Source organism: Streptomyces yangpuensis, assembly GCF_024666385.1.
GTDB classification, from domain to species: Bacteria; Actinomycetota; Actinomycetes; order Streptomycetales; family Streptomycetaceae; genus Streptomyces; species Streptomyces yangpuensis.
The window spans coordinates 86626-110093 of record NZ_CP102514.1; the positions used below are offsets into that span (position 1 = coordinate 86626).

Annotated in this window: 21 protein-coding genes and 1 pseudogene; 9 read left to right on the forward strand and 13 right to left on the reverse strand. The window is 72.8% G+C overall.

The features are described from left to right. Nucleotides 1–37 precede the first annotated feature (37 nt). Together NRK68_RS00385 and NRK68_RS00390 are read left to right on the forward strand one after the other, a co-directional pair. A complete protein-coding gene (locus NRK68_RS00385) occupies nt 38–223 on the forward strand; it encodes a hypothetical protein (RefSeq protein ID WP_183069468.1) in 186 nt (61 codons plus the stop codon). A 241-nt stretch (nt 224–464) separates the two neighbouring features. After that, nucleotides 465–1538 (forward strand): helix-turn-helix domain-containing protein, encoded by a 1074-nt coding sequence (locus NRK68_RS00390; RefSeq protein ID WP_257854337.1) that lies wholly within the window; start codon nt 465–467, stop codon nt 1536–1538. Nucleotides 1539–1829: 291 nt separating this feature from the next. Here the strand turns inward: NRK68_RS00390 and NRK68_RS00395 are convergent, their stop codons facing one another. From NRK68_RS00395 to NRK68_RS36690, 3 genes are all read right to left on the reverse strand, one after another. Then, the gene (locus NRK68_RS00395; RefSeq protein WP_257854338.1) at nt 1830–2216 is read right to left on the reverse strand and encodes a hypothetical protein; all 387 of its coding nucleotides are present in this window, start codon (nt 2214–2216) and stop codon (nt 1830–1832) included. A 167-nt stretch (nt 2217–2383) separates the two neighbouring features. Continuing rightward, nucleotides 2384–3508 (reverse strand): NAD(P)/FAD-dependent oxidoreductase, encoded by a 1125-nt coding sequence (locus NRK68_RS00400; protein WP_257854339.1) that lies wholly within the window; start codon nt 3506–3508, stop codon nt 2384–2386. Between the two features lie 14 nt (nt 3509–3522). Beyond that, nucleotides 3523–6504 carry a LodA/GoxA family CTQ-dependent oxidase gene (locus NRK68_RS36690; protein WP_308295998.1) on the reverse strand — a complete coding sequence of 994 codons (2982 nt, stop codon included), beginning with the start codon at nt 6502–6504 and terminating at the stop codon, nt 3523–3525. A gap of 254 nt (nt 6505–6758) precedes the next feature. On the opposite strand from NRK68_RS36690, the gene NRK68_RS00410 reads away from it, so the two are divergent. Next, a complete protein-coding gene (locus tag NRK68_RS00410) occupies nt 6759–7106 on the forward strand; it encodes a hypothetical protein (RefSeq protein WP_183069474.1) in 348 nt (115 codons plus the stop codon). A 100-nt stretch (nt 7107–7206) separates the two neighbouring features. Here the strand turns inward: NRK68_RS00410 and NRK68_RS00415 are convergent, their stop codons facing one another. The 3 genes from NRK68_RS00415 to NRK68_RS00425 form a co-directional block, all read right to left on the reverse strand. Then, the gene (locus tag NRK68_RS00415) at nt 7207–8361 is read right to left on the reverse strand and encodes an ALF repeat-containing protein (protein WP_257854341.1); all 1155 of its coding nucleotides are present in this window, start codon (nt 8359–8361) and stop codon (nt 7207–7209) included. A 116-nt stretch (nt 8362–8477) separates the two neighbouring features. Continuing rightward, the gene (locus NRK68_RS00420) at nt 8478–8912 is read right to left on the reverse strand and encodes a hypothetical protein (RefSeq protein ID WP_183069476.1); all 435 of its coding nucleotides are present in this window, start codon (nt 8910–8912) and stop codon (nt 8478–8480) included. Between the two features lie 30 nt (nt 8913–8942). Continuing rightward, the gene (locus tag NRK68_RS00425) at nt 8943–9860 is read right to left on the reverse strand and encodes a LysR family transcriptional regulator (protein ID WP_183069477.1); all 918 of its coding nucleotides are present in this window, start codon (nt 9858–9860) and stop codon (nt 8943–8945) included. A gap of 72 nt (nt 9861–9932) precedes the next feature. On the opposite strand from NRK68_RS00425, the gene NRK68_RS00430 reads away from it, so the two are divergent. Continuing rightward, entirely contained in the window at nt 9933–11489 is a 1557-nt protein-coding gene (locus NRK68_RS00430) for an aminotransferase class I/II-fold pyridoxal phosphate-dependent enzyme (RefSeq protein ID WP_257854342.1), read from the forward strand. Nucleotides 11490–11584: 95 nt separating this feature from the next. Here NRK68_RS00430 and NRK68_RS00435 read toward each other — a convergent pair whose 3' ends face one another. Continuing rightward, complete coding sequence (locus NRK68_RS00435; RefSeq protein WP_183069479.1) at nt 11585–11857, reverse strand: SH3 domain-containing protein; 273 nt, start codon at nt 11855–11857, stop codon at nt 11585–11587. 324 nt (nt 11858–12181) lie between these two features. On the opposite strand from NRK68_RS00435, the gene NRK68_RS00440 reads away from it, so the two are divergent. Both NRK68_RS00440 and NRK68_RS00445 read left to right on the forward strand, forming a co-directional pair. Further along, complete coding sequence (locus NRK68_RS00440) at nt 12182–12589, forward strand: YciI family protein (RefSeq protein WP_257854344.1); 408 nt, start codon at nt 12182–12184, stop codon at nt 12587–12589. 7 nt (nt 12590–12596) lie between these two features. Continuing rightward, nucleotides 12597–13754, forward strand: coding sequence for an RNA polymerase sigma factor (locus NRK68_RS00445; protein WP_257854345.1), 1158 nt, complete (start codon nt 12597–12599; stop codon nt 13752–13754). Nucleotides 13755–13900: 146 nt separating this feature from the next. Here NRK68_RS00445 and NRK68_RS00450 read toward each other — a convergent pair whose 3' ends face one another. The 3 genes from NRK68_RS00450 to NRK68_RS00460 form a co-directional block, all read right to left on the reverse strand. Further along, complete coding sequence (locus NRK68_RS00450) at nt 13901–14458, reverse strand: pyridoxamine 5'-phosphate oxidase family protein (protein WP_257854346.1); 558 nt, start codon at nt 14456–14458, stop codon at nt 13901–13903. 352 nt (nt 14459–14810) lie between these two features. Continuing rightward, nucleotides 14811–15914 carry a serine hydrolase domain-containing protein gene (locus NRK68_RS00455; protein ID WP_257857727.1) on the reverse strand — a complete coding sequence of 368 codons (1104 nt, stop codon included), beginning with the start codon at nt 15912–15914 and terminating at the stop codon, nt 14811–14813. Between the two features lie 209 nt (nt 15915–16123). Then, the gene (locus NRK68_RS00460) at nt 16124–17020 is read right to left on the reverse strand and encodes an alpha/beta hydrolase (RefSeq protein ID WP_183069483.1); all 897 of its coding nucleotides are present in this window, start codon (nt 17018–17020) and stop codon (nt 16124–16126) included. A gap of 405 nt (nt 17021–17425) precedes the next feature. On the opposite strand from NRK68_RS00460, the pseudogene NRK68_RS00465 reads away from it, so the two are divergent. Continuing rightward, a pseudogene (locus tag NRK68_RS00465) lies at nt 17426–17836 on the forward strand (DJ-1/PfpI family protein); the annotation flags it as partial. Nucleotides 17837–18064: 228 nt separating this feature from the next. Here NRK68_RS00465 and NRK68_RS00470 read toward each other — a convergent pair. Both NRK68_RS00470 and NRK68_RS00475 read right to left on the reverse strand, forming a co-directional pair. After that, on the reverse strand, nt 18065–18313 hold the full coding sequence (locus NRK68_RS00470) for a hypothetical protein (protein ID WP_257854348.1): 249 nt from the start codon (nt 18311–18313) through the stop codon (nt 18065–18067). 90 nt (nt 18314–18403) lie between these two features. Beyond that, nucleotides 18404–19768, reverse strand: a complete 1365-nt coding sequence (locus tag NRK68_RS00475; RefSeq protein WP_257854349.1) for an acyl-CoA synthetase — start codon at nt 19766–19768, stop codon at nt 18404–18406. A gap of 200 nt (nt 19769–19968) precedes the next feature. Here NRK68_RS00475 and NRK68_RS00480 point away from each other — a divergent pair, with 200 nt between their 5' ends. Together NRK68_RS00480 and NRK68_RS00485 are read left to right on the forward strand one after the other, a co-directional pair. Continuing rightward, the gene (locus tag NRK68_RS00480; protein ID WP_257854350.1) at nt 19969–20433 is read left to right on the forward strand and encodes an anthrone oxygenase family protein; all 465 of its coding nucleotides are present in this window, start codon (nt 19969–19971) and stop codon (nt 20431–20433) included. A 604-nt stretch (nt 20434–21037) separates the two neighbouring features. After that, complete coding sequence (locus NRK68_RS00485) at nt 21038–22423, forward strand: MFS transporter (RefSeq protein WP_257854351.1); 1386 nt, start codon at nt 21038–21040, stop codon at nt 22421–22423. A gap of 648 nt (nt 22424–23071) precedes the next feature. Here the strand turns inward: NRK68_RS00485 and NRK68_RS00490 are convergent. After that, complete coding sequence (locus tag NRK68_RS00490; RefSeq protein WP_167350577.1) at nt 23072–23227, reverse strand: DUF6131 family protein; 156 nt, start codon at nt 23225–23227, stop codon at nt 23072–23074. Nucleotides 23228–23468: the final 241 nt, after the last annotated feature.

Below are 23468 nucleotides of genomic sequence, written 5' to 3' on the forward strand. Positions count from 1 at the left end.
CGCTCCCTCATCTCCCGTCCGGACCAAGGACTTCCCCATGAACCCCAACAGCAGCAGTTTCTGTGTCGGGCTGCCCGGCGGCCGATCGTTCACCGTGCCGGCGCTCCTTCCGGTGGCCGTCATCGTCATCGTGCTGGTCGCGCTCGGACACGACCTGTCCGCCGCGGTCGCCGCCCTGGTCGCGATGGTGGCGGCCACCCGTGAGACCGGCCGGAGCCGCTGATGCCCCGGCCCGAGAAGCCGATCGCCCCGGACGCTCCGTTCGGGACGTTCGCCCTGCGGCTGCGCGCCCTGCGCCGGGGCGCCGGCAACCCCACCTACCGGGCGATGGCCGCCCGCGTCGGCCACGCCTTCTCGGTGTCGACGCTGGCCGGCGCCGCGTCCGGTGCGACGATGCCGAGCCTGGACCTGACCCTGGCGTACGCCGAGGCGTGCCGGGGTGACCGGCAGTACTGGACCGAGCAGTGGTTCATCGCCCGCGGTGCGACCGCCTCTGGCCGGACGAACCCTGGGCCGCCACTCCGCCGGATCCGGCCCAGGCCGTCGACGCCGCCGCGTACGTCGCGCTCCTGCGCGAACTGCGGCTGTGGGCGGGCTGCCCCTCCCTGCACAGCCTGGCGCGGCTCACCGGACACGCCCGCAGCAGCCTCGGGGACACCTGTGCCCCGCACCGCACCACGGTCCCGTCCCATGACCTGGTCTCGGCCCTGGTCCGGGGTTGCCTGCTGTACGCCTGCCGCAGCCGGCCGTGGTTGCGGAGGCCGACGGAGGGCCCGCCGGACCGCTGGATCGCAGGTATCGAGGCGGCCTGGCTGCGCACCCGGCACCGGCTGAAGCTGCGCGAGGCCGTCCAGCCGGTGCCGGCGGTGCGGCGGTACGAGGCGGAAGCCGCACGAGACGCTGTCCGCCCTCCTGCGGCCCCGGATCCCCTGGCAGCCCGGCGCCTGTCGGAGGCAGGCACTGGGGCGACCGCTGGGGCGGCCGCCGAGGCGACGGGCAGGCTGACGGCCGAAGCGCCCCCGCCCGTGCCCGTGCCCGGGCCCGTGCCCGCGTCCGCCGGATCCGGCAGGTCCCGCCATCGGAGCGCCCTGCCCGCGAACCTCCCGCCCGAGGTGCACGAGCTGGCCACCGCGCTGCGCGAGCTGTTCGACGTGCTGGACGTCTCCACACGCCGGTTCGCCAGGCGCCAGCAATACGACGCGAGTTCGGTCTCGCGCTACCTCGCCGGCAGCCGCATTCCGCCGGAGCACTTCGTGCACGCGCTTCTGCGGGAGGCGGCCGAGAACGGGCGCCCGGTCTCGGCCGAGGTGACGCACCACCTGCTCGCTCTGCGGGCGGACGCCCTGCGCATCGTCAACCCCCAGATCCACCGGCTGCAGGTGCTGGAAAAGGAGCTCGAAAGGGCGCGCCGCGACCGCCTTGCCCTGGAGGAGCGTGCGCGGCTCACGGAGCACCGTCTCCAGGCGACCCTCGACAGGCTCGAAGCGCTCCGCCGGCAGGCCGGAAGCTCGACCCCCGACGAAGGGTTCGCCGCATGAACAGGCCGCTGGAGCCGGTGCCGCCCCTGCGGGCCCTGATGCGCCGGCCGGCTGGGGTGTCGTCTCGCGGGGCGGCGCGTCGCGGGCCGCGGGCCGGTGTTCGGACGGGGCCGATACGCACGGGCAAGTAACGAGTGTTCGTGACACGACACGCCGTCCGTGGTGGGACGCAATGGACGCACCGGCGGGCACCGCGCCCGCTGTGTCCCTGACGGGCCCACCAGACGAATCGAGGCCTATGTCCATCTGCGACCTCCTCCACACCGACGCCGGCGTCATCGCCCTGATCCCCTACGCGCTGCTCGTGCTGACCGTACTGATCAGCCCCGGCAGCAGCCGGGGGAAGGCGGCCAGGGAACTCCTGAGCCTGCGCCCCTTCGCCGAGAAGACCCCCGAGAGCCAGGACCGCCAGGAGACCGCCTCCGGACCGGGTGGCATCGCTGCCGGGGCCGCTCCCTGGGGGCGGAGGCGCTGTCCGTCGCGCCGTCCGTGCCCCGGGCCCGCGTCCGCCCCGCTGCCTGTGCGGCGCGCGGCGGCCGGCGCGCCGGTGGTCACCCGGGCGGGCCGGGGCCGGGGTGCCGCCCGGCGCTGCGACGCTTCGAAGGAGAGGCGTTCCGCCTTGCCGGTGGGCTGCTCGCCCTGGAGGTGGTGCGCGACAGTCCGCTCGCCCCTGGCCAAGCGGCGGGGCGGCTGTGGAGTCGTTCGTCCCGCGAGATGTCTTTCATACGCTCTGGCACCCGGCGAGTCACGGCGGGTTGAGCAGGCTGGTCATGTCCGCCCCCGGGCGAGCCGGTCGTGGCTGCCCTTCGGCTTGCCGGCCCTGGCACGTCGCGAATGCTGTTGCCTCACCCCTGCGTGAGGCCCCCGGTCAGGGCCGCCACCGACGGTCGGCGTCGAGCCCAGAATGGCAACGACACCCAACGGGCTTCGTCGGCGTAGGCCTGGGCGTGCAGGGCGAGGTAGCGTGCCGCAATCCCGTCGACGAAGGCGCGGTATGCGGCGAGGGCGCCCGCCTCGCCGCGCAGGGAGCCGTCGACGGCCGCGGCCGCCCGGGCGCCGGTGTGCAGAGCCGTGAGGATCCCCTGGGCGGAGAGCGGGTCGCAGGCAAGCGCGGCGTCCCCGACGGCCACCCAGCCCGGCCCGGTCGGCCGGGCGAGACGCTGCCCATGGGCCGGCGCCCATCGCGGTTCCGGGAGCCGCCCGGCGGCGTAGCCGCCCAGCCGGGTCCCGACGTGCCGGGTGCCGGCCGCCTCTTCGAGGAACCCGGCGGCGGTCCGCAGCCGGGGGTCGACCAGGTCGAGGTCGGTGAGGTGGGCGACCAGCCGCCCGGCGGGCACCCGCGCGGTGTACCACCACCCGCGCGGCGCCGACTCGACGAGCGTGCGCAGGTCCTGGTCGGCTGGTACGGGGCCGGCCAGTAGGACGTACGCGGCGACGAGCCGGTCCTGCCGCAGCCGTGCGGCGCACTGTCGGGCGATCGCCGCGCGTCGGCCGGTGGCGTCCACCACCCACCTGCAGGGCAGTTCCCGCTCCACCCCGCGCTCGCGGATCACCAGCCGCCACGCTCCGGGTCGGCCCGTTCGGCGCACTGCGACGCCGCACACGGGCCGAGCCCCGGCGTCCTCGGCCGCGCCGCGCAGGAACGCGTCGAAGCGGACGCGGTCCAAGTGCCAGCCGTGGCCGTGCGGGTCCATGACGTGACCGCGCCCGTGTGGCTGCTCTGAGCCCCAGGCGGCGTCGGTGCCGGTACAGGGCAGGTGCCCGTCGGCGTCGAGCCCGTCCAGCAGACCGAGGTCGCGCAGCAGAGGCCGGGCGGCGGGCGGCAGGGTCTCGCCGATCCGGTACGGGTCCGTTCTCCGCAGCCCAGTCGGGTCCTGCGGCCGAGGAGCGAGGAGCCGAACCCTGCGGCCCGCGCGGGCCAGGCACAGCGCCGCGACCGACCCGGCCGGCCCGGCGCCGGCCACGACCACGTCGCAGCCGCCTGTCACGGGCGGCCCGGGAAGCGGGACATCTTGTTGATGAAGCCGGCCGAGACCTCGTCATCGGGCGGCTCGGCCATCGCTACGACTGCGGCTACGGCCTCAGCCCGTACCTCGGGGTCGGCGGCCTCCGGCACGTGCACGGTGATCAGATTGCGTTCGCGGGGCGGTGCGGGCTCGGGAGCGAAGGTCACTTCGGACTCCACCAGCATGGTCTCGGGGAGCCCGGGGGTGTCCTGCGGTCCGGGCCGGCGTTCGACGATCCCGAGCTTGCCGAAGTCCCGGACCATCTCGTTGATCTGGGCCTGGTAGCCGGTGGGCAGCCAGCGCAGCCATACGGACCTGCGCTCGAAGGCGAGCCTGCGCTCCTCCTGAGGCCGCGCGGGGTCCATCGCGATCGTGTACTCCTCCTCGGCCAGGACGTGATTGGGCACCTTGGCCGGCCAGAATGTGGGCAGGTACGGGTCGTAGCGGGGCCCGAAGCCCTGGTCGTAGCCGGAGCGGCAGCTCGCCGTGTCGGTGTGCCAAGGGACGGCCATCCACCGGGTGAGGTGGCCGGGCCCCTGCGCGTACAGGGGGCCGTCGACCCCGAGCGCGGCCTGCGGCGTGAGGACTCGGCCGTAGCTCTGGTCGGACAGACCCGGATCGCGGTGTTTGATCCGGAAGGGGGCCGAGTACATCGTGGCGTGCCGCATCGGCCAGGTGAGCTCGCAGCCGGGGTGGAAGGCGTCGGCGAGACAGAACGACAGCGCGGCCCGGTCCAGCATCGCGGGGCGCTCGGCGAGCGGAACGTCCTCCAGCCTGGTCACCGGTGTGGTGGCCGGATCGAAATCCTCCACAAAGGCGCCGTCCATCCATCGCGTCAGCAGGTCGTACTGCAGGGGTGAAAGGGCGAGGTGCTGGCGCGGGGAGACCGGCGGCAGATTCACGGCGTCCCCGTACACCGAGGGCCAGGGCACGGGCGACATGCCGTCGCGGTCGAGGTGTCGCAGCGATGCCCAGACCTGGCGCCGCAGCTCCTTGTGGACCGGGTCCTTGCTCGCCAGCCGGGTGAGCCGCTCGGGAGCCAGCAGATGGTCGCGGCCGCCGTGGCCGAACTGGACGGCGAGTCCGTGGTTGACCCACTGCAGGTCGCACAGCCGCCTCAGCACCGGCAACACGTCGTGGGTGAAGGAGACCCGCTGCGGGCGTGGCAGCAGCCCGGCCGTCACGTAGGTGTCGCGGAGCAGGTCGTGAAGCGTGCGGACGGACTTGAGACCGGGCGCGTAGTCGGGGGGCGCGACGACGACCCAGGCGGGCTCGACGGGGATGGTCCGGCCGTCGATCCGGACTTCGGCGCGCACCGGCCCGTCCGCGATGTCGTCGTGCCAGCCGTCGTTGTTGGCGTAGTCGGTGGCGGGGAGGTTGTCCGCCGAGGCCGCCTTGCCGTGGCCGCCGAGGAAGAGGAGCCGGCCGGCCCGATCGGTGCGTAGTTCGCCGAGGTAGACGGGGGTGCCCAGGAACATGCCGGTGTCGAAACGGAGCTCGGGCAGCCCGGCCCGGTCGCGGCCGCGCACGGACCGGGAGCCGGGGTCGATGACAAGCCGGCTCCGAGGGCGGACGGTGGCGTTGCGCAGTCGGCTCTCCGGAGCCTGGGTGGCCTCCGGGATGTCCAGGGCGAGCTGGAACTGGTACCAAGCGGCCTTCTTGTTGGCCACATGCACGGTCCACCGCAGGTCGGCGTTGTCCGCGGTCAACTCGGCGACCGGCTCCCCGGCGGCGTTGAAGCCGTACACCCGGAAGCGGACCGCCTGCCGTTTCAGGGCCCCGGTAGCGTCCTTGTACGACGTCTCGGTGGGCGCGTCGTCGACTTCGGGGGCGAGGAAGAAGCCCTCGGCGCTGTCGCCGACCCGGGCCACGCCGATCGCCGGGTGGATGGCGGCGCGGACGATCCGGGTGTCGCGGCCGGGGGGCTCGGTGGAGGCCGGCCGAGCGGGGCCGGGCTCGGTCGCGGGGATGCCGTTGGCGTCCCGGCGCCGGGCGGCCGAGGCGAGGTACACGACCCGGCGGGCCTCGGCGATGCTGCCGGCCGGGCGGTGCTCGGCCAGGGAATGCCAGGGATTGAAGGCGAGGTTCTCGCCGTACGCGGCCTGCCCGCGGGCCTCGGTGTTCTGCTGATGCAGGGTCAGCCGGGCCACTCGCACCGGAGCGCTCGCCGCCTCCTCCCAGCGGACCGTGGCCCGGTCCAGAGGCATATCGCCCGGGGCGGTGCGCAGCTGTACGAACAGGTCGAAGGCCGCCTCTCCGGCAGACAGCCGGTGCCGGAGGTCACCGCGGAAGAAGGACGGGTCCTCGTCGGGCGGCACGGCCTGCGGGTCGCCATCCGGGCAGCCTGCGGAGACCAGCTTGTACTTGACGTGCCGCTCGTCTCCGAAGCCGTACGGAAGCACGCTCCAGTAGGTGGCCGTCAGCGTGCTCTTCTCGACCTTGGCCATGTCCTGAAGGACGGTCCGGGTGACGGGATGGCTGTCCAGATAGGCCTGGAGAGTGCTGTCGACCAACCCGGCCCGGGTGAATTCGCACATGTCACGGGCGGTGTCGACGAAGAATACGTCGTGGTTCTGGAGCAGCAGGTCCTGGGTGTCCGCAGCTCTGTCGTCCGCCAGGAGCTTTGCGCCGGGCAACCCGAAGAGCTTGATCCCGATGCCGAGGGTGGTGCGCAAGTCGGACCGGGTGGGCACTGTGTCGCTGGAGAATCGCACCCAAGCGGTCAACCCGCCTTGGGCGCGGGCCGCCTCCAGGAAGCCGACGCGCAGCTCCTCGGGCAGGTCGGCGTCGACGGTGAGGAGGCCCCGGGCGGAGCCGTGTGCCTTGAGGAAGACGGGCCGCAGCGCGGGTTCCTGCCCCTGTTCGATCCGCCTGCCCTGCACGAGGTCGACGAACATGGTGCACAGTGCGCCGGTGGGGTCGTCGGCGCAGTCGGGCAGGGATTCCACGGGTCCGGACATGAGTGGCGGGCCTTCCCTGGCGGGGTCTTTCTGCCACTGTCCGTGGTGAAGCGCGAGGGCCGCCAGCCCGCCGGGCCCAGGGGAGTGAGGGGCAGCTTCCGCCGTGCAGCACAAACGAGTTGCCCATACGGTGGAACAGGGGCAAGAAGGAAGATCCAGGCCTGTTCATGGCCGGCTTCCCCGCACCGGCTCCGGTCCTTCCGGCACTTCTGGCCAAAGCCGCTGTGCCGACCCATGCGCTTCAAGGAGACACCATGGCCACGTACACCAAGCCCGCGCTCAATCCGCAAACCTTCGATGAGCTCATCCAGCGACTGACGCAGGACGAGCAGGAACGCCGCAGGGCAATCGGGATCGTCCAGAACGAGGGCGCCCTGGCGTTCGGGGACGAGTACTTTGCGCTGACGGACAAGCAGCGCGAAATGATGGTGGAGGTCACCTCCGACCCCGCGGAGGCCTTCCGGTGGAAGGCGCTGATCGGCCAGGGACTCGCCGACGGCATACCGATCTCCATCATCCCGGTGGAGACGGAGTCGTCCATCGACATCAGCATCCACACGGAGGACGTGGACATCGACATCCACATCGAGTGCCCCATCTGAGCCGCTGCCGTGTGGGGAACCCGATGTCCGAAGAAGGCGAAGGGCCGCCACCCGTGGGGTGACGGCCCTTACTGCGCGAACGCGCGGCGGGCGGGCCGGGTCAGCCCGCCGCTCCGGCGCGACGCATCCGGGCCGCGAGCAGCAGCCCCGCGCCGGCGACGAGCGCGGTGCCCGCGCCGCCCGCGATCATGGTCGTGTTGTCGCCCGCGCCGGTGGTGGCGAGGGCTGCGCCGTTGCCACCCTGGGCGGTGACGGCGGAGTTGCCGGAGCCGGAACCGCTGCCGGTCGACGTACCGTTGCCACCGGAACCGGTACCGGTACCGGAGCCGTTGCCCTGCCCCTGGTCGTCCTTGCCCGTGCCGGGCTTCTCCTTGTCCTTGGCCGCCTGGTCCTTGGCACGGGCCTCGTGCTGGCCCGTCTTCAGGAACTCGGCCCGGTCGGCGGCGGTGCCCGCCAGGGCGGCGCGGCCCGCCTTGACCAGTTCGGGACCGCCACCGTCGATGATCTTGGCGATCGCGACGCGGTTGTCCTGGTCGCGCAGCTCGTGCTGGGTCACCTCCAGGAAGTGGCGCAGTTCGGCCGGGGTGGGCGATCCGTTGAGGAGCTTGCTGATCGCCTCGCTGAGGATCGGGCCCTGCCAGCCCTCGTCGATGCGCGCGAGCTCGACGCGGTCGTCCGAGGCCTGGGCGAGGTACCGACCCGTCTTCAGGAAGGCGGTGCGGTCGGCCGGGGTGCCCTGGAGCGCCTTCTTGCCGGCCTCCTTGACCGCGGTGCCGCCCGTGCTGATGATCCTGGAGATCTCGACCTTGTTGTCCTGGTCGCGCAGCTCGTGCTGGGTCACCTCGTAGAAGTGCTGCAGCTGCTCCAGGGTCTCTCCGCCCCGGAAGAGCTTTTCGATGCCTTCCTTCAGGCCGGGCCCGGCATCGTGGGAGAGGCGGAGGATCGCCACACGATAGTCGTCGATGCGGATCCTGTGCTGGTCGACCTCGATGAACTTCCTCATGGCCTGCGGGCCGTCGGCGATGGCCTTGCGGCCGGCTTCCTTCATGTACTCGCTGGCCATCGGGTGAGCGATGATCGCGAGGATGGTCTTGCGGTCCTCTTCGGCCTGGTCGGGAACGGACTGGTCCGGCGTGGTCGGAGCCGGCTGGTTGCCGGCGGCCGGAGCGTCCGAACCGGCGGCGAACGCCGGTGACGCGATGAGGACGGCCGGAGCGAGAGCGGCGGTGGTGACCGCTGCGGCAATCCGGGACAACTTCACAGACAAAACCCCCTGGAAACGTTTCTTCGCACAGAAGACGTCCGACCTGCGCAGATGGTTGCTCTGATCCATCATTTTCATCACCGTGCCCGGCAGTTTCGGAACGCGGTTCAGTCCTCCCAGGGCACGAACCTGGCGAGCGCAGCCCAGTCCAGTGGACGCAGGATCGCGGCGAGGCGGGCGAAGGGGTCGTCCGCGGCCGTCTGGAACCACATCACCTTGAGCTCCGTGTGCCCGGGCTCCGCAAGGCCCTCGGGTGTCCACCACGACGTCAGCCGCGCATGGGCCGCCTCCCGCGGCAGCCACTCCTCGGACCGCTCGGCGATATCGGCCCGGATCTGCTCGAGGTCGTGCACATACAGGTGCGGGGTCGCCGCCATTGCCTTCTCCACGGCCCGCAGACGGAAGCGGCGGTGCAGGTGTGGAGTCCCCTCCAGCATCCCCTCACGATCGTCGCCCACCGAGAGCGCGCGAAGCTCGGCCCGCACCGCTCCCACCGCTCCCACCTGATAGCCGCGCAACCCGTCGTCACTCATCCGTGTCATGGCCCGGAGCGTACGGGCGGGCTCCGGCGATCATGCCTCGGACCAGCGCTCCGTGATCAGCGCGGCCTGTTCCTGCAGGGCCGCGATCAGTTCCTGGGCGGCGGCGGCCGAGGTGGAACGCAGGAGGGCGACGCTGATCTCCCGCGCCAGGTCGGGGCTGGCCAGGGGGCGCACGGCCAGGTCGGGCCGAGGGTGTACGAGGGCGAGCCGCGGGACGAGGGCCACGCCCGTTCCCGCCGCCACGAGGCCCTGGACCACCGCGTAGTCGTCGGTGCGCATCGCGTGCACGGGCTCGTACCCCTCCTGGGCGCACGCCCACGCGAGCACACGGTCGCACGGGTCGTGCGGGTCGGCGGCGCCCACCCACGTGGCGTCCCGCAGCTCACCGAGGGACACCCGGTCCAGCGCCGCGCACGGATGGTCCTCCGGCATGACGAGGAGGAGCGGGTCCGTCAGCAGCGGATGGACCTCGAAGTCCTCGTCGAGGTCGAGGCGGTCGCCGGGCTGCGAGAAGACGAGGGCGGCGTCGAGCTCGCGCGCCTTCAGCCCCTTCAGCAGCAGCGGGAGTTCGCCCTCGGTGAGCGAAATGTGCACGCCCTGCCGGTGGAGCCGCTTGACCGCGGGCGCCAGCAGCAGGGCCCCCGCCGTGGGGAACGTGCCGATGTGGAGGGTACGTGCGCCCCGCTCGGCGAGGTTGCGCACTTCCAGCTCGGCCCGGCGCAGCCGATCGAGCACGGCCTCGGCGTGGGGCAGCAGAGCCTCGCCGAGTTCGGTCAGCGTGGCGCCGCGCGGTCCGCGCTGGACGAGCCGGGCGTCGAAGTGGGCCTCCAGAGCGGCGAGGTGATGCGTGATCGTGGGCTGGCTGTAGTGCAGCGCACGGCCGGCGGCGGCAAGTGAACCCTCCTGCGCGATGGACCGCAGTACCTGGAGATGCCTGACATCGAGCATATAGACATCGTATGGAGGGCCAACGAAAACTCCACCCTTCTTCGATGGTCCGAGGGCTGTCACGCTCCCGGGGTGAACACAAGAACGACCGGTCATCACGCCCCCTCCGCCCAGCTCCGCGCCCCGTACGCGGAGGCACTACTGCGCCATGCCGGACGGGACTGGCTCAGGCTGAACGTGCCCGGGCACGCCGCGACCCGCGGCTCGGACCTCGACGGCTTCTTCGGCCCGATGGTCACCGCCCTGGACTTCCCGCCGCTGCTCGACGGCATCGACCTCGGCCAGGACACCCCGCTGGACCGGGCCCTGGAGCTGGCGGCCGAAGCCTGGGGCGCGCGCCGGACGTGGTTCCTGACGAACGGCGCCTCGCAGGGCAACCAGATCGCCTCGATGGTCGCGCCCGCGCTGGGACGCACCCTCATCGTGCAGCGCAGCGTGCACTCCAGCGTCATCGACGGACTGGTCCTGTCCGGCATGGGCGCCGTCTTCGTCCATCCGTCCGTCGACCCCGAGCATGGCATCGCCCACGGCGTGACCGCCCCGGATGTGGCAGCGGCGCTTGCGCGGACACCGGACGCGGCCGCCGTGTACATCGTCTCGCCGAGCTACTTCGGGGCGGTGGCCGACGTACGCGCCATCGCGGACACCGCCCATGCCGCCGGGGTCCCGCTGATCGTCGACGAGGCGTGGGGATCGCACTTCGGCTTCCATCCCGACCTCCCCGCGCGTGCGCTCTCCATGGGCGCCGACCTGGTGACCTCCAGTACGCACAAGCTGGCGGGCAGCCTGACCCAGTCGGCCATGCTCCACCTGGCGGAAGGGCCCTTCGCGGACCGGCTCGAACCTCTGGTGGACCGCGCCTTCCGGCTCGTCCAGTCCACCAGCGCGAGTGCCCTGCTGACCGCGTCGCTGGACCTCGCCCGCAGGAGGCTCGCCACCGGCGCCGACGCCACGGGCGGCTGCATCGAGACCGCGGAGCGGGTACGGGACACAGTCCGCGCGCTGGGCCGGTTCACTGTGGTGAGCGACGGCTTCCATGCCTTCCCCGACATCGTCGGCGCCGATCCGCTGCGGATCGCCATCGACACCCGGGCCGGCGGGATCACGGGCCACGAGGCCCGGCGCCGGCTCTTCCGCGACCATCAGGTCATGGTCGAGGTGGCGACCGGCGCGGCGATCGTCGCCGTGATCGGCGCGGGATCCGTCCCCGACACCGACCGGTTCGTCGAGGCACTGCACACCCTGCCCTCCCCACTCACCGCCCCGGCCGGCGCCGCTCACGGTGACAGGCGCCCGAAAACGAACGCGGACTCGGGCGCGGGCTCGGGCGCGGGCTCGGGCTCGGGCACGGGCTCGGACGGCCTGCGGCTGCCGGACCCCGGCGCCACCAAGCTCACGGCTCGTGAGGCATTCCTGAGCCCCACCAGGGTCGTCGCCGCGGAGGATGCCGTCGGGCGGATCTCCGCGGACACGCTGGCCGCGTACCCGCCGGGCATTCCCAACGTCCTGCCGGGCGAGGTCATCACCGCCGAGGTCGTCCGGTTCCTCCGGCAAACCGCGGCCGCGCCGAACGGTCACGTACGCGGCGCGATCGACCGCGGCGTGACGCGGCTGCGCGTCGTCGCCTGAGGACAGCGGATCCCGGCCCGGGGGCAGCCACCGGCTGCCCCCGGACGGCCCAGGGCTTGTCCGCAGGGTGCACGCGGGCGGTTCGGGGACCGGCTTCAGCCCTGGGGGGCGGACGGTTTGGCGTCCTTGGACAGTGGCACCTCTCCGGTGTTGTCGACGTGGCGGGCCGAGACCCATACGGCCTTGTCGCGCAGCAGGTACCAGATGCTGTTGCCGTCGATGGTCTGGGCGTGCACCTTGCTGTGCAGGCCGATCTCGGCGCCGTGGTTGAGGTTGCCCACGACGGAGGAGTCCGTACTCGGGTATTGGCGCAGGTTGACGCCGGCGGTACTGACGACGGTGCCGAACGGCTGGGGCGGACGGGTCATGGTGACCTCCAAGGGAACGCCGGAGTGGCGGGACGGAGTCCGGCATTGGACGGGTTGACGGCACCGTAGGTCCCGATGCCGGCCGGGACGTCGAAGGCGTGCGGGGGCGCAGCACGACTGGCCCACGGGCATCATTCCGATGGTGGTGCCGGTCGGCCGGGCGGTGGCGCCGGGCCGGTACGAGCCGGGCCGGGCCGGGCCGGGCCGGGTGCAGCGGCGGTCGCCGGAAATTGTTCGGGCCGGGATGTCGAGAAGCGGCCTGCCGCTCCGTCCCCGGTGTGAACGCGGCCAGAATGGGTCGCACCAGCACCGAGGAGATGCACCATGGCCAAGTACCTGCTGCTGAAGCACTACCGCGGCGCCCCGGCCCCGATCAACGACGTACCCATGGACCGGTGGACGCCGGAGGAGATCTCGGACCACATGCGGTACATGAACGACTTCGCGGCGCGGCTCGAGACGACCGGCGAGTTCGTCGACGGGCAGGCGCTGGCGCCCGAGGGGGCGTGGGTCCGGTACGACGGTGAGGGACGGCCGCCGGTCACCGACGGGCCGTTCGCCGAGACCAAGGACCTGATCGCCGGATGGATGGTGATCGACGTCGACAGCTACGAACGCGCCCTGGAGCTGGCCGGGGAGCTGTCGGCCGCTCCCGGGGCGGGCGGGAAGCCGATCCACGAGTGGCTGGAGGTGCGCCCGTTCCTGGCCGCGCCGCCCACCATCACGGAGTGATCCTCTGATGGACGAGGTCTTCCTGCGGAGCCTCACGCCCGGCGTGCTCGCCGTTCTCGTCCGCCGCGGAGCCGATTTCGCGGCGGCCGAGGACGCCGTGCAGGACGCCCTGGTGGAGGCGGTCCGTGTCTGGCCGTCCGACCCACCGCGCGACGCGAAGGGCTGGCTGGTCACCGTGGCCTGGCGCCGTTTCCTCGACGCGACGCGTGCGGACGCCTCCCGCCGCCGCCGGGAGGACCTCGTCGATCAGGAACCGCCGCCCGGCCCCGCACCGGGCGTGGACGACACGCTCCGGCTCCACTTCCTGTGCGCGCACCCGTCGCTGACGCCGTCGTCCGCGGTAGCGCTCACCCTGCGGGCCGTCGGGGGGCTCACCACCCGCCAGATCGCCAGGGCCTGTCTGGTGCCCGAGGCGACGATGGCGCAGCGGATCAGCCGGGCCAAGCGCACCGTCTCCGGCGTGCGGTTCGACCGGCCCGGTGATGTCGCCACCGTCCTGCGCGTCCTCTACCTGGTCTTCAACGAGGGTTACTCCGGCGACGTGGACCTGGCGGCCGAGGCGATCCGGCTCACCCGGCAGCTGGCGGCGGGGGTCGACCACCCTGAGGTGGCGGGGCTGCTCGCGCTGATGCTGCTCCACCACGCCCGGCGGGCCGCCCGGACCGCCGCCGACGGCGGTCTGGTGCCGCTCGCCGAGCAGGACCGTGGCCGGTGGGACAAGGCGATGATCTCCGAGGGCGTCGTGGTGCTGCAGGCGGCGCTCGCCCGCGACCGGCTGGGCGAGTTCCAGGCCCAGGCGGCCATCGCGGCGCTCCACGCGGACGCACCCGTCGCCGAGGAGACCGACTGGCCGCAGATCGTCGAGTGGTACGACGAGCTGGCGCGCCTGACCGACAGCCCGGTCGTACGTCTCAACCGTGCCGTGGCCGTCGGCGAGGCCGACGGGCCGCGGGCGGGCCTGGCGGCGCTCGCGGCACTCGACGCTTCGCTCCCCCGCCATACCGCGGTGGCGGCGTACCTCCACGAGCGCGACGGTGACCCGGTGACGGCGGCCCGGTTGTACGCGGAGGCGGCCCGGAAGGCTCCGAACCTCGCCGAACGCGACCATCTGACGCGCCAGGCCGCCCGGATCAACGCCCGGCCGAACGCCCGCCGGTCCGGCTGAGGGCGCGGGGGCCCGGGCGTGGGGGCCCGGGCGTGGGGGCCCGGGCGTGGGGGCCCGGGCGTGGGGGCCCGGGCGTGGGTGTGGGCCCCGGCGTGGGTGTGGGTGTGGGCGTGGTATGGGTGTGGGCGTGGTGTGGGCAAGGGCTTTCAGAAGGTCCACCGTGTGTGGCTGTAGACGCCGTCGTCGCGGCCGAAGCCGTAGGCCGTGGTCGGGGTCACCGCGAACGCCACCGCGGCTCCCTGCCGGAGCGCCTCGTCGATCCCGTGGAAGGTGCCCTCGGACGAGGTGACGTGCGGGCCGTACTTCGCCTCGTACGCCGTGATCACCTCCTCCAGCCGGCCAGGATCGGAGACCCGTTCCGCCCTGCCCTCGATCACGAGGTCGAGGCCTTCGGTGAGCGAGTTCCCTCCGGTGGTCAGGGCGCAGTGGCCGTCGTGGGCCAGGTTCTTCGCCTTCTGCTCGCCCGGTCCCGTGGAGAAGTAGACGGCCCCGTCGTGCCAGGCCGCGATCACCGGGGTGACGTGCAGGCGGCCGTCGGGCCGTACCGTGGACAGCCAGAAGATCTCGGCCGCCTCCAGGAGCCGCCGGGCCTCGGCCCAGTCGGTGGCGGTGACCTCGGAGGCACCGGGGCGGGGGTTGAGCGCGGAGCTGTAGCGGGCGTCGAGTTCGGCCGTGGGCCGCTGCGTGGATCCCTGGGACGGCACCGTGGATCTTCTTCCTCTCCGCCGTTTCTGCTGCCGAGGGGGAACGAGAACGAGTGCGTGCATCCTCCCCCGTGGGCGGGCCCGCCGGCGCCGTACGCGGCCGCCGGCCGGGCAGGGTCACCCGGCCGGTCGCATGCCCGGGTCAGCCGACCGGCCGGGTGCCGGGGTCAGCAGCGGGCGGCGGGCGGCGGGCGGCGGAGGCTTTCAGCCATGTGCAGTCGAGGCGCCGGGTGGCGTCGGCGCACCCGTTGCCTTCCGCCTGCGCGGCCGGCGAGTACGCGTCCCCCAACCGTCCCGTCCTGCGGTGGTGCGGGGCGCGTTCGGGTCGAGGCGCCCTGGCGGCGCGGGTTCGTCAGGGGGTGGGGGGCGGGGTGGGGCACATCGCGGTGCGGTAGAGCGTGGAGAGGGCGTCGTCGATGGGGTGGTGCTGCGGTCGGCCGGAGGCGTCCGCCTCGTTCCACCTCTCCAGGTTGATCCCCACGGACATCTGGCGTCCGCCGTCGGCGCGGGTCAGGGACATCGTTCGGGCTCCCCACACCGTGCCGTCGTGGCCCCAGAAGGTGCCGCAGCCGGGGACGGTGACCTCGTGCAGGCCGAGGCCGTACCGGATGGCCGATCCGTCCAGGGCGCGGACCGGGATCGTGCGCTGCATCTCGGCAAGCGACCTCCGGCCCACGATCCGGCCGTCGAGCAGCTCGGCGTAGAAGCGGTTGAGGTCCTCCATGGTCGATACGAGGGCGGCTCCCGTCCCCGTCCACGACATGTCGTACACGCTGTAGTCGCGCGGCGGTTGGAGCACGCCGTACAGGGACTCGTACATCCGGGAGTGCGGGCCGTCGATGCGGGTCCCGGCCGGGAACTGAGTGTTCCGGAGCCCGGCGCGCCGGATCACGTGGCGGGTGATGTACTCCTCCGCGGCCGTACCGGTCGTGCGCTCGATGAGTTCGCCGAGGAGCAGGTAGTTGGTGTTGGAGTACACCCCGGTGGGGGCGCCGGGTTCGCCGACCGGGGGCGCCGCGAGTCCCAGGGCGATGAGCTCGGCCGGGCGGAAGCGCCTGAACCGGTTGTCTTCCAGGCTCCGCGCCGAGGCCGGCGAGGGGAACGTCTGGAGGGACGGGAACGCGTAGGGGATGTAATCGGGAATGCCGCTGGTGTGGTTGAGCAGCATCCGGACGGTGATCTTCCTGCCGCGTTCTCCCGGTACCAGGTCCGGCAGGTGGTCTCCGATCGGTGCGTCGAGCCGGATCCGGCCCTGTTCGACCTGCTGCATGACTGCGGCGGCTGTGAAGGTCTTGGTGACGCTTCCGACGCGATGCCGCATGTCGGGCCGTACGGGGCGGCCGGTGCCGAGATCCGCGACCCCGGAGGCGCCGCGCCAGCTCCGGCCGGGGCCGCCACCCGTGTCGCGCACCTCCGCGTACAGGCCCGGTACGCCTGCCCGCCGGACCCCGTCCATGGCGGACTTCAGCGCCACCCAGTCCAGGCCAGTCGACGCGGCGGGGGCGGCCGGCGTAATGGGGGCGGCTGCCGCCGACGCGCCCGCACCGACGGTCAGGGCGGTCAGGGCGGTGAGGGCGGTGAGGGCGGCCAGGGTCGTGCACAGTGGCCGTCGAATCCTCATCATGTGCGTCCTTTCGAGATGGATGTGGGTGCCCGGCGGGCGGCTCATTCGGCGAGCGCGCGGCGCAGCGCCGCCACGAGATCGGCGATCTGACGCTGGGACACGGCGGCGGAGAGGATCGCCTGCGAGCCGTGGAAGGTACCGGCGTACTGGTGCAGCTCGACCGGTACGCCGGCCTGCAGCAGCCTCAGCGCGTAGGCGATGCCCTCGTCGCGGTTCGGGTCGAACTCCGCGGTGGCGATGTAGGCGGGCGGCAGGCCGGAGAGGTCGTCGGCCCGGGCCGGAGCGGCGTACGGGGTGGCGGGCCGCGGGCCGAGGTAGTGCCGCCACCCATGGGTGATCTTGCCGCGGTCGAGCCAGGGGGTGTCGGTGAACTGCCGGGCCGACCACGTCTCCTGACGGTCGTCGAGGCCGGCCTCGTTCAGCAGCTGGAAGCGGATCGGCGGCCCCTGCTCGTCGCGTGACCGCAGGGCGACCGCGGCTGCGATCCCCGCGCCGGCGCTGTGGCCCCCGACGGCGATCCGGTCGGGGTCCGTACCGAGCCGCGTGGCGTTCTCGGCCGTCCAGGCCAGTGCGGCGTACGCGTCGTCGAGGGCGGCCGGGAAACGGTGCTCGGGGGCCGTGCGGTAGCCGACCGAGACCACGACCGCGCCGACGCTGTCGGCTATCCGGGCGGCCCACGGGTGCTCGGTCTCCAGGTCACCCATGATGAACCCGCCGCCGTGGAGCCAGACGACGGCTCCACGGGCGTGGCGCGGGCGGTAGATCCGTACGGGCACGGCGGGGTCGCCGGGGACCGTGCGGTCCTCGATCTCCACGTCCGTGAGGTCCGGCGCGGGTCGGGAGGCGGCCAGCTCGGTGTAGATCGCGCGGGCGGCGGCCGGGTCGGCCCAGTCGGTCCTGGGCAGGAACGGGACGAATGCTTCGAGTTCGGGATCCATGACGACCATCCTCACGGCCACGGTGTGACGGGTCAGCCGCCAACTGTCGTGCGTCCGGGGCCGATCGACCGCCGATCGGCGCGTGCGGGTGCGGGTGCGGGTGCGGGTGCGGGGCGAGGCAGCGTGGATGCGGGTGTGTGGGGCGGGCCACAGCGTCCGCACGGAACTCGGGCACCGGTCCCGCCGACCCCTTGCACGAGACGCAGACGCAGACGCAGGCGCACGACCACACCGAGGAGAGCCGCATGAGTCTGAACCGACGGGACCTGCTGCGGGCTTCGACCGCGCTCGGCGCCACCGGCGCGGTCGCGGGAGTCGGCGGGCTCGGCGCCACCGCGCCCGCCGCCCACGCGGCGGAGGGATCCTCTGCCGTTACCGGCAAGTCCCTGAGGGTGCACGTCGTCGGAGGCCGACGTGGTCGTCGTACCGGGCGGTGGCTACGCCCGGCGCGAGGACCCTGGCGTGTGGGCGGAGATCCGGCGCGGCACCCTTCCGCGCGCGCTGGCAGCGGCGCCCCGTCCGGGCCTCACCGTCGCCGCCCTGTGCACGGGCGTGATGCTGCTCGCGGCCGCGGGCCTGACCCGGGGCCGACCGTGCACCACCCACCACAAGGCGCGCCCGGACCTGGAGCGGGAGGGCGGCCTTCTGAAGAACGCGCGCGTGGTCGACGACGGCGATCTCGTGACGGCCGGAGGCATCACCTCCGGCCTGGAGCTCGCGCTGTGGCTCGTACGCCGAGAACTGGGCGCCGACGCGGCGACCGGCCTCGAATCCATGCTGGAGTACGAGTCCCGCGGCACTGTGTGGTCCCGCTAGGGGGCGTCCGGCGATCGAACGACCGGGATACCGGCCGGGCACCCGGTCATCCGGGACCGGTCGACGTCTGCACAGCCCGAGAGGGCGGAGTGGCCGCGGGCTGGGTGCTCCACCTGCGGGTATTCGCGAAGGAAGCGAGCGACGGCGGTCTCCTTGGCCGCCGCGTCCCTCACATGCATCTCTCATGCCTTCCGAGCTCACGCGGCATCCGCAGGACGAAACCGATGCTCACGGGGTGTCCCGCGAGTGGGGTGCGGGTGGTGGGGTGATGGCGCATTCGTGTTCGGTGCGGCTGAGCCAACTCCGGTACCAGTGGGCGAAGGCGTGGCCGGTCGGCTCGATGCCTCGGTCCATCGGTCTCAGGTCCTCCCAGACGGTGCGGAGTTGTTCCTCGTCCATGACGGGGCCGAGGCAGAAGCCGTGTCCTCTCGCCCCGAAGACCGCCTCCGCTGCCGGGTGTTCGGCGAAGCGGAGCACTCGGTCCCGTACTCCCGCCCAGGTGTTCCCGTTCAGGGCACACGCTACCGAGGCGCGCGTCGCGCCGGAATCGGGTTTTCGCGCGGCCGGTCAGGTGGGGTCGGGGGCGGCGCCGTCCAGGAGGAGGCGCTTCTGGGGCTTGCCCATCGCGTTGCGGGGCACCGTCTCGACGAAGCGGACCTCCCGCGGGCGCTTGTGGACCGACAGGTGCGCGGCGACGAAGTCGGTGAGCTCGGCTCCGGTGACTCCCTCTGCGACGACGAACGCGACGATCCGCTGGCCGAGATCCGCGTCGGGCACCCCGACGACGGCAGCCTCCCGCACCCGGGGGTGATCCAGCAGCGCGTTCTCGATCTCGCCCGCGCCGATCCGGTACCCGCCCGACTTGATCAGGTCGGTGGACGCGCGGCCCACGATCCGGTGCACGCCGTCCTTCTCGTCGACGGCCGCGATGTCACCCGTACGGAACCAGCCGTCCTCGGTGTACGCGGCGGCGGTCGCCTCGGGCCGGCCCAGGTAGCCGGAGAAGAGCGTGGGGCCGGTCAGCTGGAGTTCCCCGATCTCCGCACCGTCCTCGGCCGCGATACGGGTGGTGACACCGGGGAGCGGGGTGCCGACGGTGCCCGGGTGGAGGTCGCCGCCGGCCCGGCCGCTCACCGTGATCAGCGTCTCCGTCATCCCGTAGCGCTCGACGATGCGGTGTCCACTCGCCCGCTCGATGTCCCGGAAGGCGGGCGCGGGCAGCGCGGCGCTGCCCGACACCAGGAGCCGGGCCCCCGACAGGGCGGCCGCGGCCCGCGGCTCGCGGGCGATGCGCGACCACACGGTCGGCACGCCGAAGTACAGGCTGCCGCCGGCGGCAGCGTACGCCTCGGGCGTGGGGCGGCCCGTGTGCACGAGGCGGCTGCCGGTGCGAAGCGCACCCAGGACACCGAGGACGAGTCCGTGGACGTGGAACAACGGCAGTCCGTGGACCAGGGTGTCCTCGGCGCTCCACTGCCAGGCCTCGGCGAGCGCGTCCAGGTCGGCGGTGATCGCGGCGCTGCTGAGAACCACGCCCTTCGGGGCGCCTGTGGTGCCGGAGGTGTAGAGGATCAGGGCGGGGTCGTCGGGTGTGCGTACGGCGGCCGGGTCGGGGGTCCGGTCCGAGCGGCGGGCGAAGTCGACCTCGATGGTGCGAGCCCCCGAGTCCCGCAGGATGTGCCCGCGCTCGGCCGGACCGGCGTCCGGCGGCAGGGGAACGCAGGGTACGCCGGCCAGCAGGGCGCCGACCACGGCGGCCACGGTCTCCAGGGTGGGCGTCGCGTTCACCGCGAAGGCCGGCACCCCCGACTCGGCGAGATCGACGGCCACCTGGCGGGCGGCCCCCAGGAGTTCCTCGTAGGAGGCGGTACGGCCGGCGACGGTGACGGCGTCCGCGCGGTCCCCGTGGACACCGGTGAGGGCGGTCAGCATGGCGGGCGACTCCGTTCGGCGGTGACGGTGGTGGTGAGGATGCACGGTGCTGGGAGGTGACGTGCCGGTTCGGTCAGCCTACGCGGGCGCAGGCCCGTTCCCGGCACCCTATGATCGGCGGGACTCGACCGTTCGGAGACACAGTTCTGACCTGCTTCTCGATCCCGGGGGTTCACGTGGAAACGGCACGGTTGGCGACCATGATCGCCGCAACGATCACCATCGGCTGGATGAGCGGCCTCTTCTACGGATTCTCCGTATCCGTCATGCCGGGGCTCCGGGTCGCCGCCGACCGCACCGCCATCGAGACGATGCAGCGGATCAACGTGGCGATCCTCAATGGCTGGTTCCTGCTGGGGTACATCGGCGCGCTCGTCTTCAGCGCGGCCGCGGTCGTCCTCCACGCCGTCGGCAGCGGTGGGCGGGATGCCCTGGGGCCGCTGATCGGCGCGCTCGTCGCGTACCTCGCGGCGATGGCCGTGACGGCTCGGATCAACATCCCGCTGAACAATGCCCTGGAACAGGCCGGGCCCGTCGAGCGGATCGAAGACCCGGCGGAGGTACGCCGCGCCTTCGAAGCGCCGTGGGTGCGGGCGAACGTGTGGCGGGCCGTACTGTGCACGGTCTCCCTCGGCCTCCTCGCCTGGGCGCTGGCCCTGCGCTGACCGACGGAGGAGACGGAGGCGGCGAATTCGACGGCGGGTTACGGGGCCGGCGGGCCCGCCCGGTCGTCCCGTTCAGCGGGTGGTACGGCCGTGGAGGAGCGGGGCGCGGGCGAGGGCCGCCAGGGCGATGGTGCACAGCAACGTGCGGATGATGTCGGTGGTCAGGCGCGCATCGGCGTGACGTACGTCCGTTCGTCTCCGGCCGCGAGCCCCGGCACCGGCGAGCCGGGTGCCCGGCGCGCGCACGACGGGCGGCACGGCGGGTGGCGCGGGCGGCGGGTGCGGGCGGCACGAACGGCGACGGTCCGGCAGGCATGCTGGACGTCCTCTCCCCCAACGGTGGTGCGCTCCGGGCACGAACGCCCGATCCTGACAGCAACCGACCGGCATCGCGGGCGCGTTCGGGAGACGCTTGAGCGAATCTTCAGCCGCCGCTCCGGCCCGCTCTTCAGCCACCACCGAGTCGGTTGGACCCCCGCACTGCGGAACTCCCCCGTGCGGAACTGCGGACGGTCGTGAAGCGCCCCACAATGGGGGGAGGGCGTGCGTGCGGCCGTCGTCGGCCGTGCAGCCGCGATCGCGTCGGCCGAGAGGAACCGCCCCCATGCGCGCTGAGTCTTCGCCGGCCGCGCGGCGGAAGGGGGCCTTCGTCGCGGTCGCCCTGGCCCTGTTCTGCATCCAGCTCGACTTCTTCGCGCTCAACCTCGCCATTCCCGGCATCGCGGCGGAGCTCGGCATCACGGCTTCGGCCGCGCAGTGGACCCTGTCCGCGTACATGCTCGCCATCGGCTGCTTCTTCATCGTCGGCGGCCGGGTGGGGGACGTCTTCGGTCGCCGGGGCACGCTGCTGGCCGGGACGGCCCTGTTCGCCGCCGGTTCCGTGGGCTGCGCGCTGGCTCCCGGGCTCGGACCGCTGGTGGCGGCACGGGTCGCGCAGGGTGTGGGCGCGGCGTTCGTCTTCCCGGTGTCCGTGTCCGTGGTCACGAACACCTTTCCCGAGCCGACCCGCGCCCGGGCCCTGGGCGCGGTGTTCGGCGTCGCGAACATCGGGACCGCGCTCGGTCCCTTCGTGGGCGGAGGGCTCACCGAGGGGCCCGGCTGGCGCTGGATCTTCTGGCTGATGGCGCCGCTGAGCCTGCTCTCGCTGCTGATCGCGCTCGTGTACGTACCGGACTCGCGCGACGCGTCGGCGCCGCGCCAGCTCGACCTCCTCGGGTGCGCCCTGATCGTGTGCTCGCTGGCGACCCTGACGCTGGCCGTGGAGCGCGGGGACGCCTGGGGCTGGGAGAGCGCCCGTACCCTCGTCTGCTTCGCGGTGGCCGTGGGGGCGGGTGCGCTGTTCCTCGTCCGGGAGCGGCGCACCCGGCACCCGCTGGTCGATCTGCGGCTGTTCCGCAACGCCCCGTACGTCCTGGTCACCGGGATGGGCTCGCTCACGAACATGGGCTACGGCGTCACCGTCTTCCTCGCCACGCTCTACCTGCAGGGCGTCCGCGGGCTCTCGCCGCTCCTGGCGGGCACGGTGTTCCTGGCCCCGGCCCTGCTGGTGGCGGTCAGCGGGCCGCTCGGTGTGCGGCTGGGCCGGCGCATGCGGCCGACCGCGGTGATGGCGCTGGCCGGGGCTCTCGCGGGTACGGGGATGTTCGTGCTGGCCGGGGTGGACGCGTGGTGGCTGTACGTGCCGGTGTTCGCGTGGTGCGGCCTCGGGCTGGGGCTGGGCTGGACCTACTCCAGTGTGGCGACGCAGCAGGTCGTCGCACCGGCCAGGGCGGGCGAGGCATCGGGCGTACTGCTGACGTTCCTGGTCACGCTGGGGGCGATCGCCCTGGCGGGGACGGCGGCGGCGATCTCCGCCATGACCCCGCAGCGGCCGCCCGAGGAGGCCTACGACGTGATCCTGCGCCTGGGCGGGGTGGTGATCGCCGCAGGGGCGCTGTCGGTCATGGCCGTACGCCACCGGCTGGTGGCGCCGGCGGGCCGTCGGCCGTGACCACCGGGCCTGCGGGCTGTCCGGCAGGGCGGTCGGCGGCCCGGCCGCCGGGCGCGCCGCGGGTCAGGCGGGACCTCGACGACAGGGCCTGGGCGTGTTGTGAAAGTTGGTCAGGAGTCGTGGTCGGCTCGGGCGGGCGTCTGATCCGACCAGCCTGGCGACAGGGTAAGACAGCTGGATCGGAGCGCGCCGCGCTGTTCGCTCACCCATCTCTCAACCCGGTCTACGGATTCCGCGACGGGTCGGTCCGTGGTGTCGAGCAGGTGGGTGGACCATCGCCGGTCATCGGCGGTCCACCCGGCGACAATTCGGGGCCCGCGGTGCGTTGTCGGGCCCGGCGCGGGCAGGTGCGCTACATGGAGACAGCGAATCGGACACGGTTACTGCAGTTGGGCGCCTTCCGGGAACGGAGGGCCCTGCGATGAATACGAGCTTGGGGGCGGGTGTTGCGAACGCGCCGGGCTGGGTCCATCTGGCCGTGATGGCGGCGGCGATCCTGATTTTGGTCTACAACCTCGCCCGGGACGGCCGGTAACGGCTCATCGCGGCGTGGACGCGGTGCTCGGCGCAGCGGGCCGGGGTCCTCGACAGGCCGAGGCCTGCCCGGTCGTGATCAACCGGACAGGCCCGATTCGGCCACGTCCCGGACTACCAGTAATGGCGCCGGCCGCCGACCGCGTGTCCGACCGATCCCATGATCCACAGCGCCGCGCCCACCACGAGCAGAATGACTCCGAGGGTCCACAGGACCGAGACCCCGGTCAGAAATCCGATGAGCAGCAGGATCAACCCGACGGCAATCATGAGTACCTCATTCGCGTTGGAGTGTCGACGGAAGGGTTGGTTCCGCCGTGGCGCTTCAGACGGCGTGTGCCCGCGAAAGCCGCGCTTATCTGTGCCAGTACGCGATCCGCTGCAACGGATTGGAACGCGTTCGGCAGGGCAGACGCAGGAGCGCGCCGACGGCGCAGCACCGCTCTGGACGACACGGACAGCGAGGTGAGAGCCGTATGGACCGGAAGGCGTCCGAAGAGGAACCCGAGGG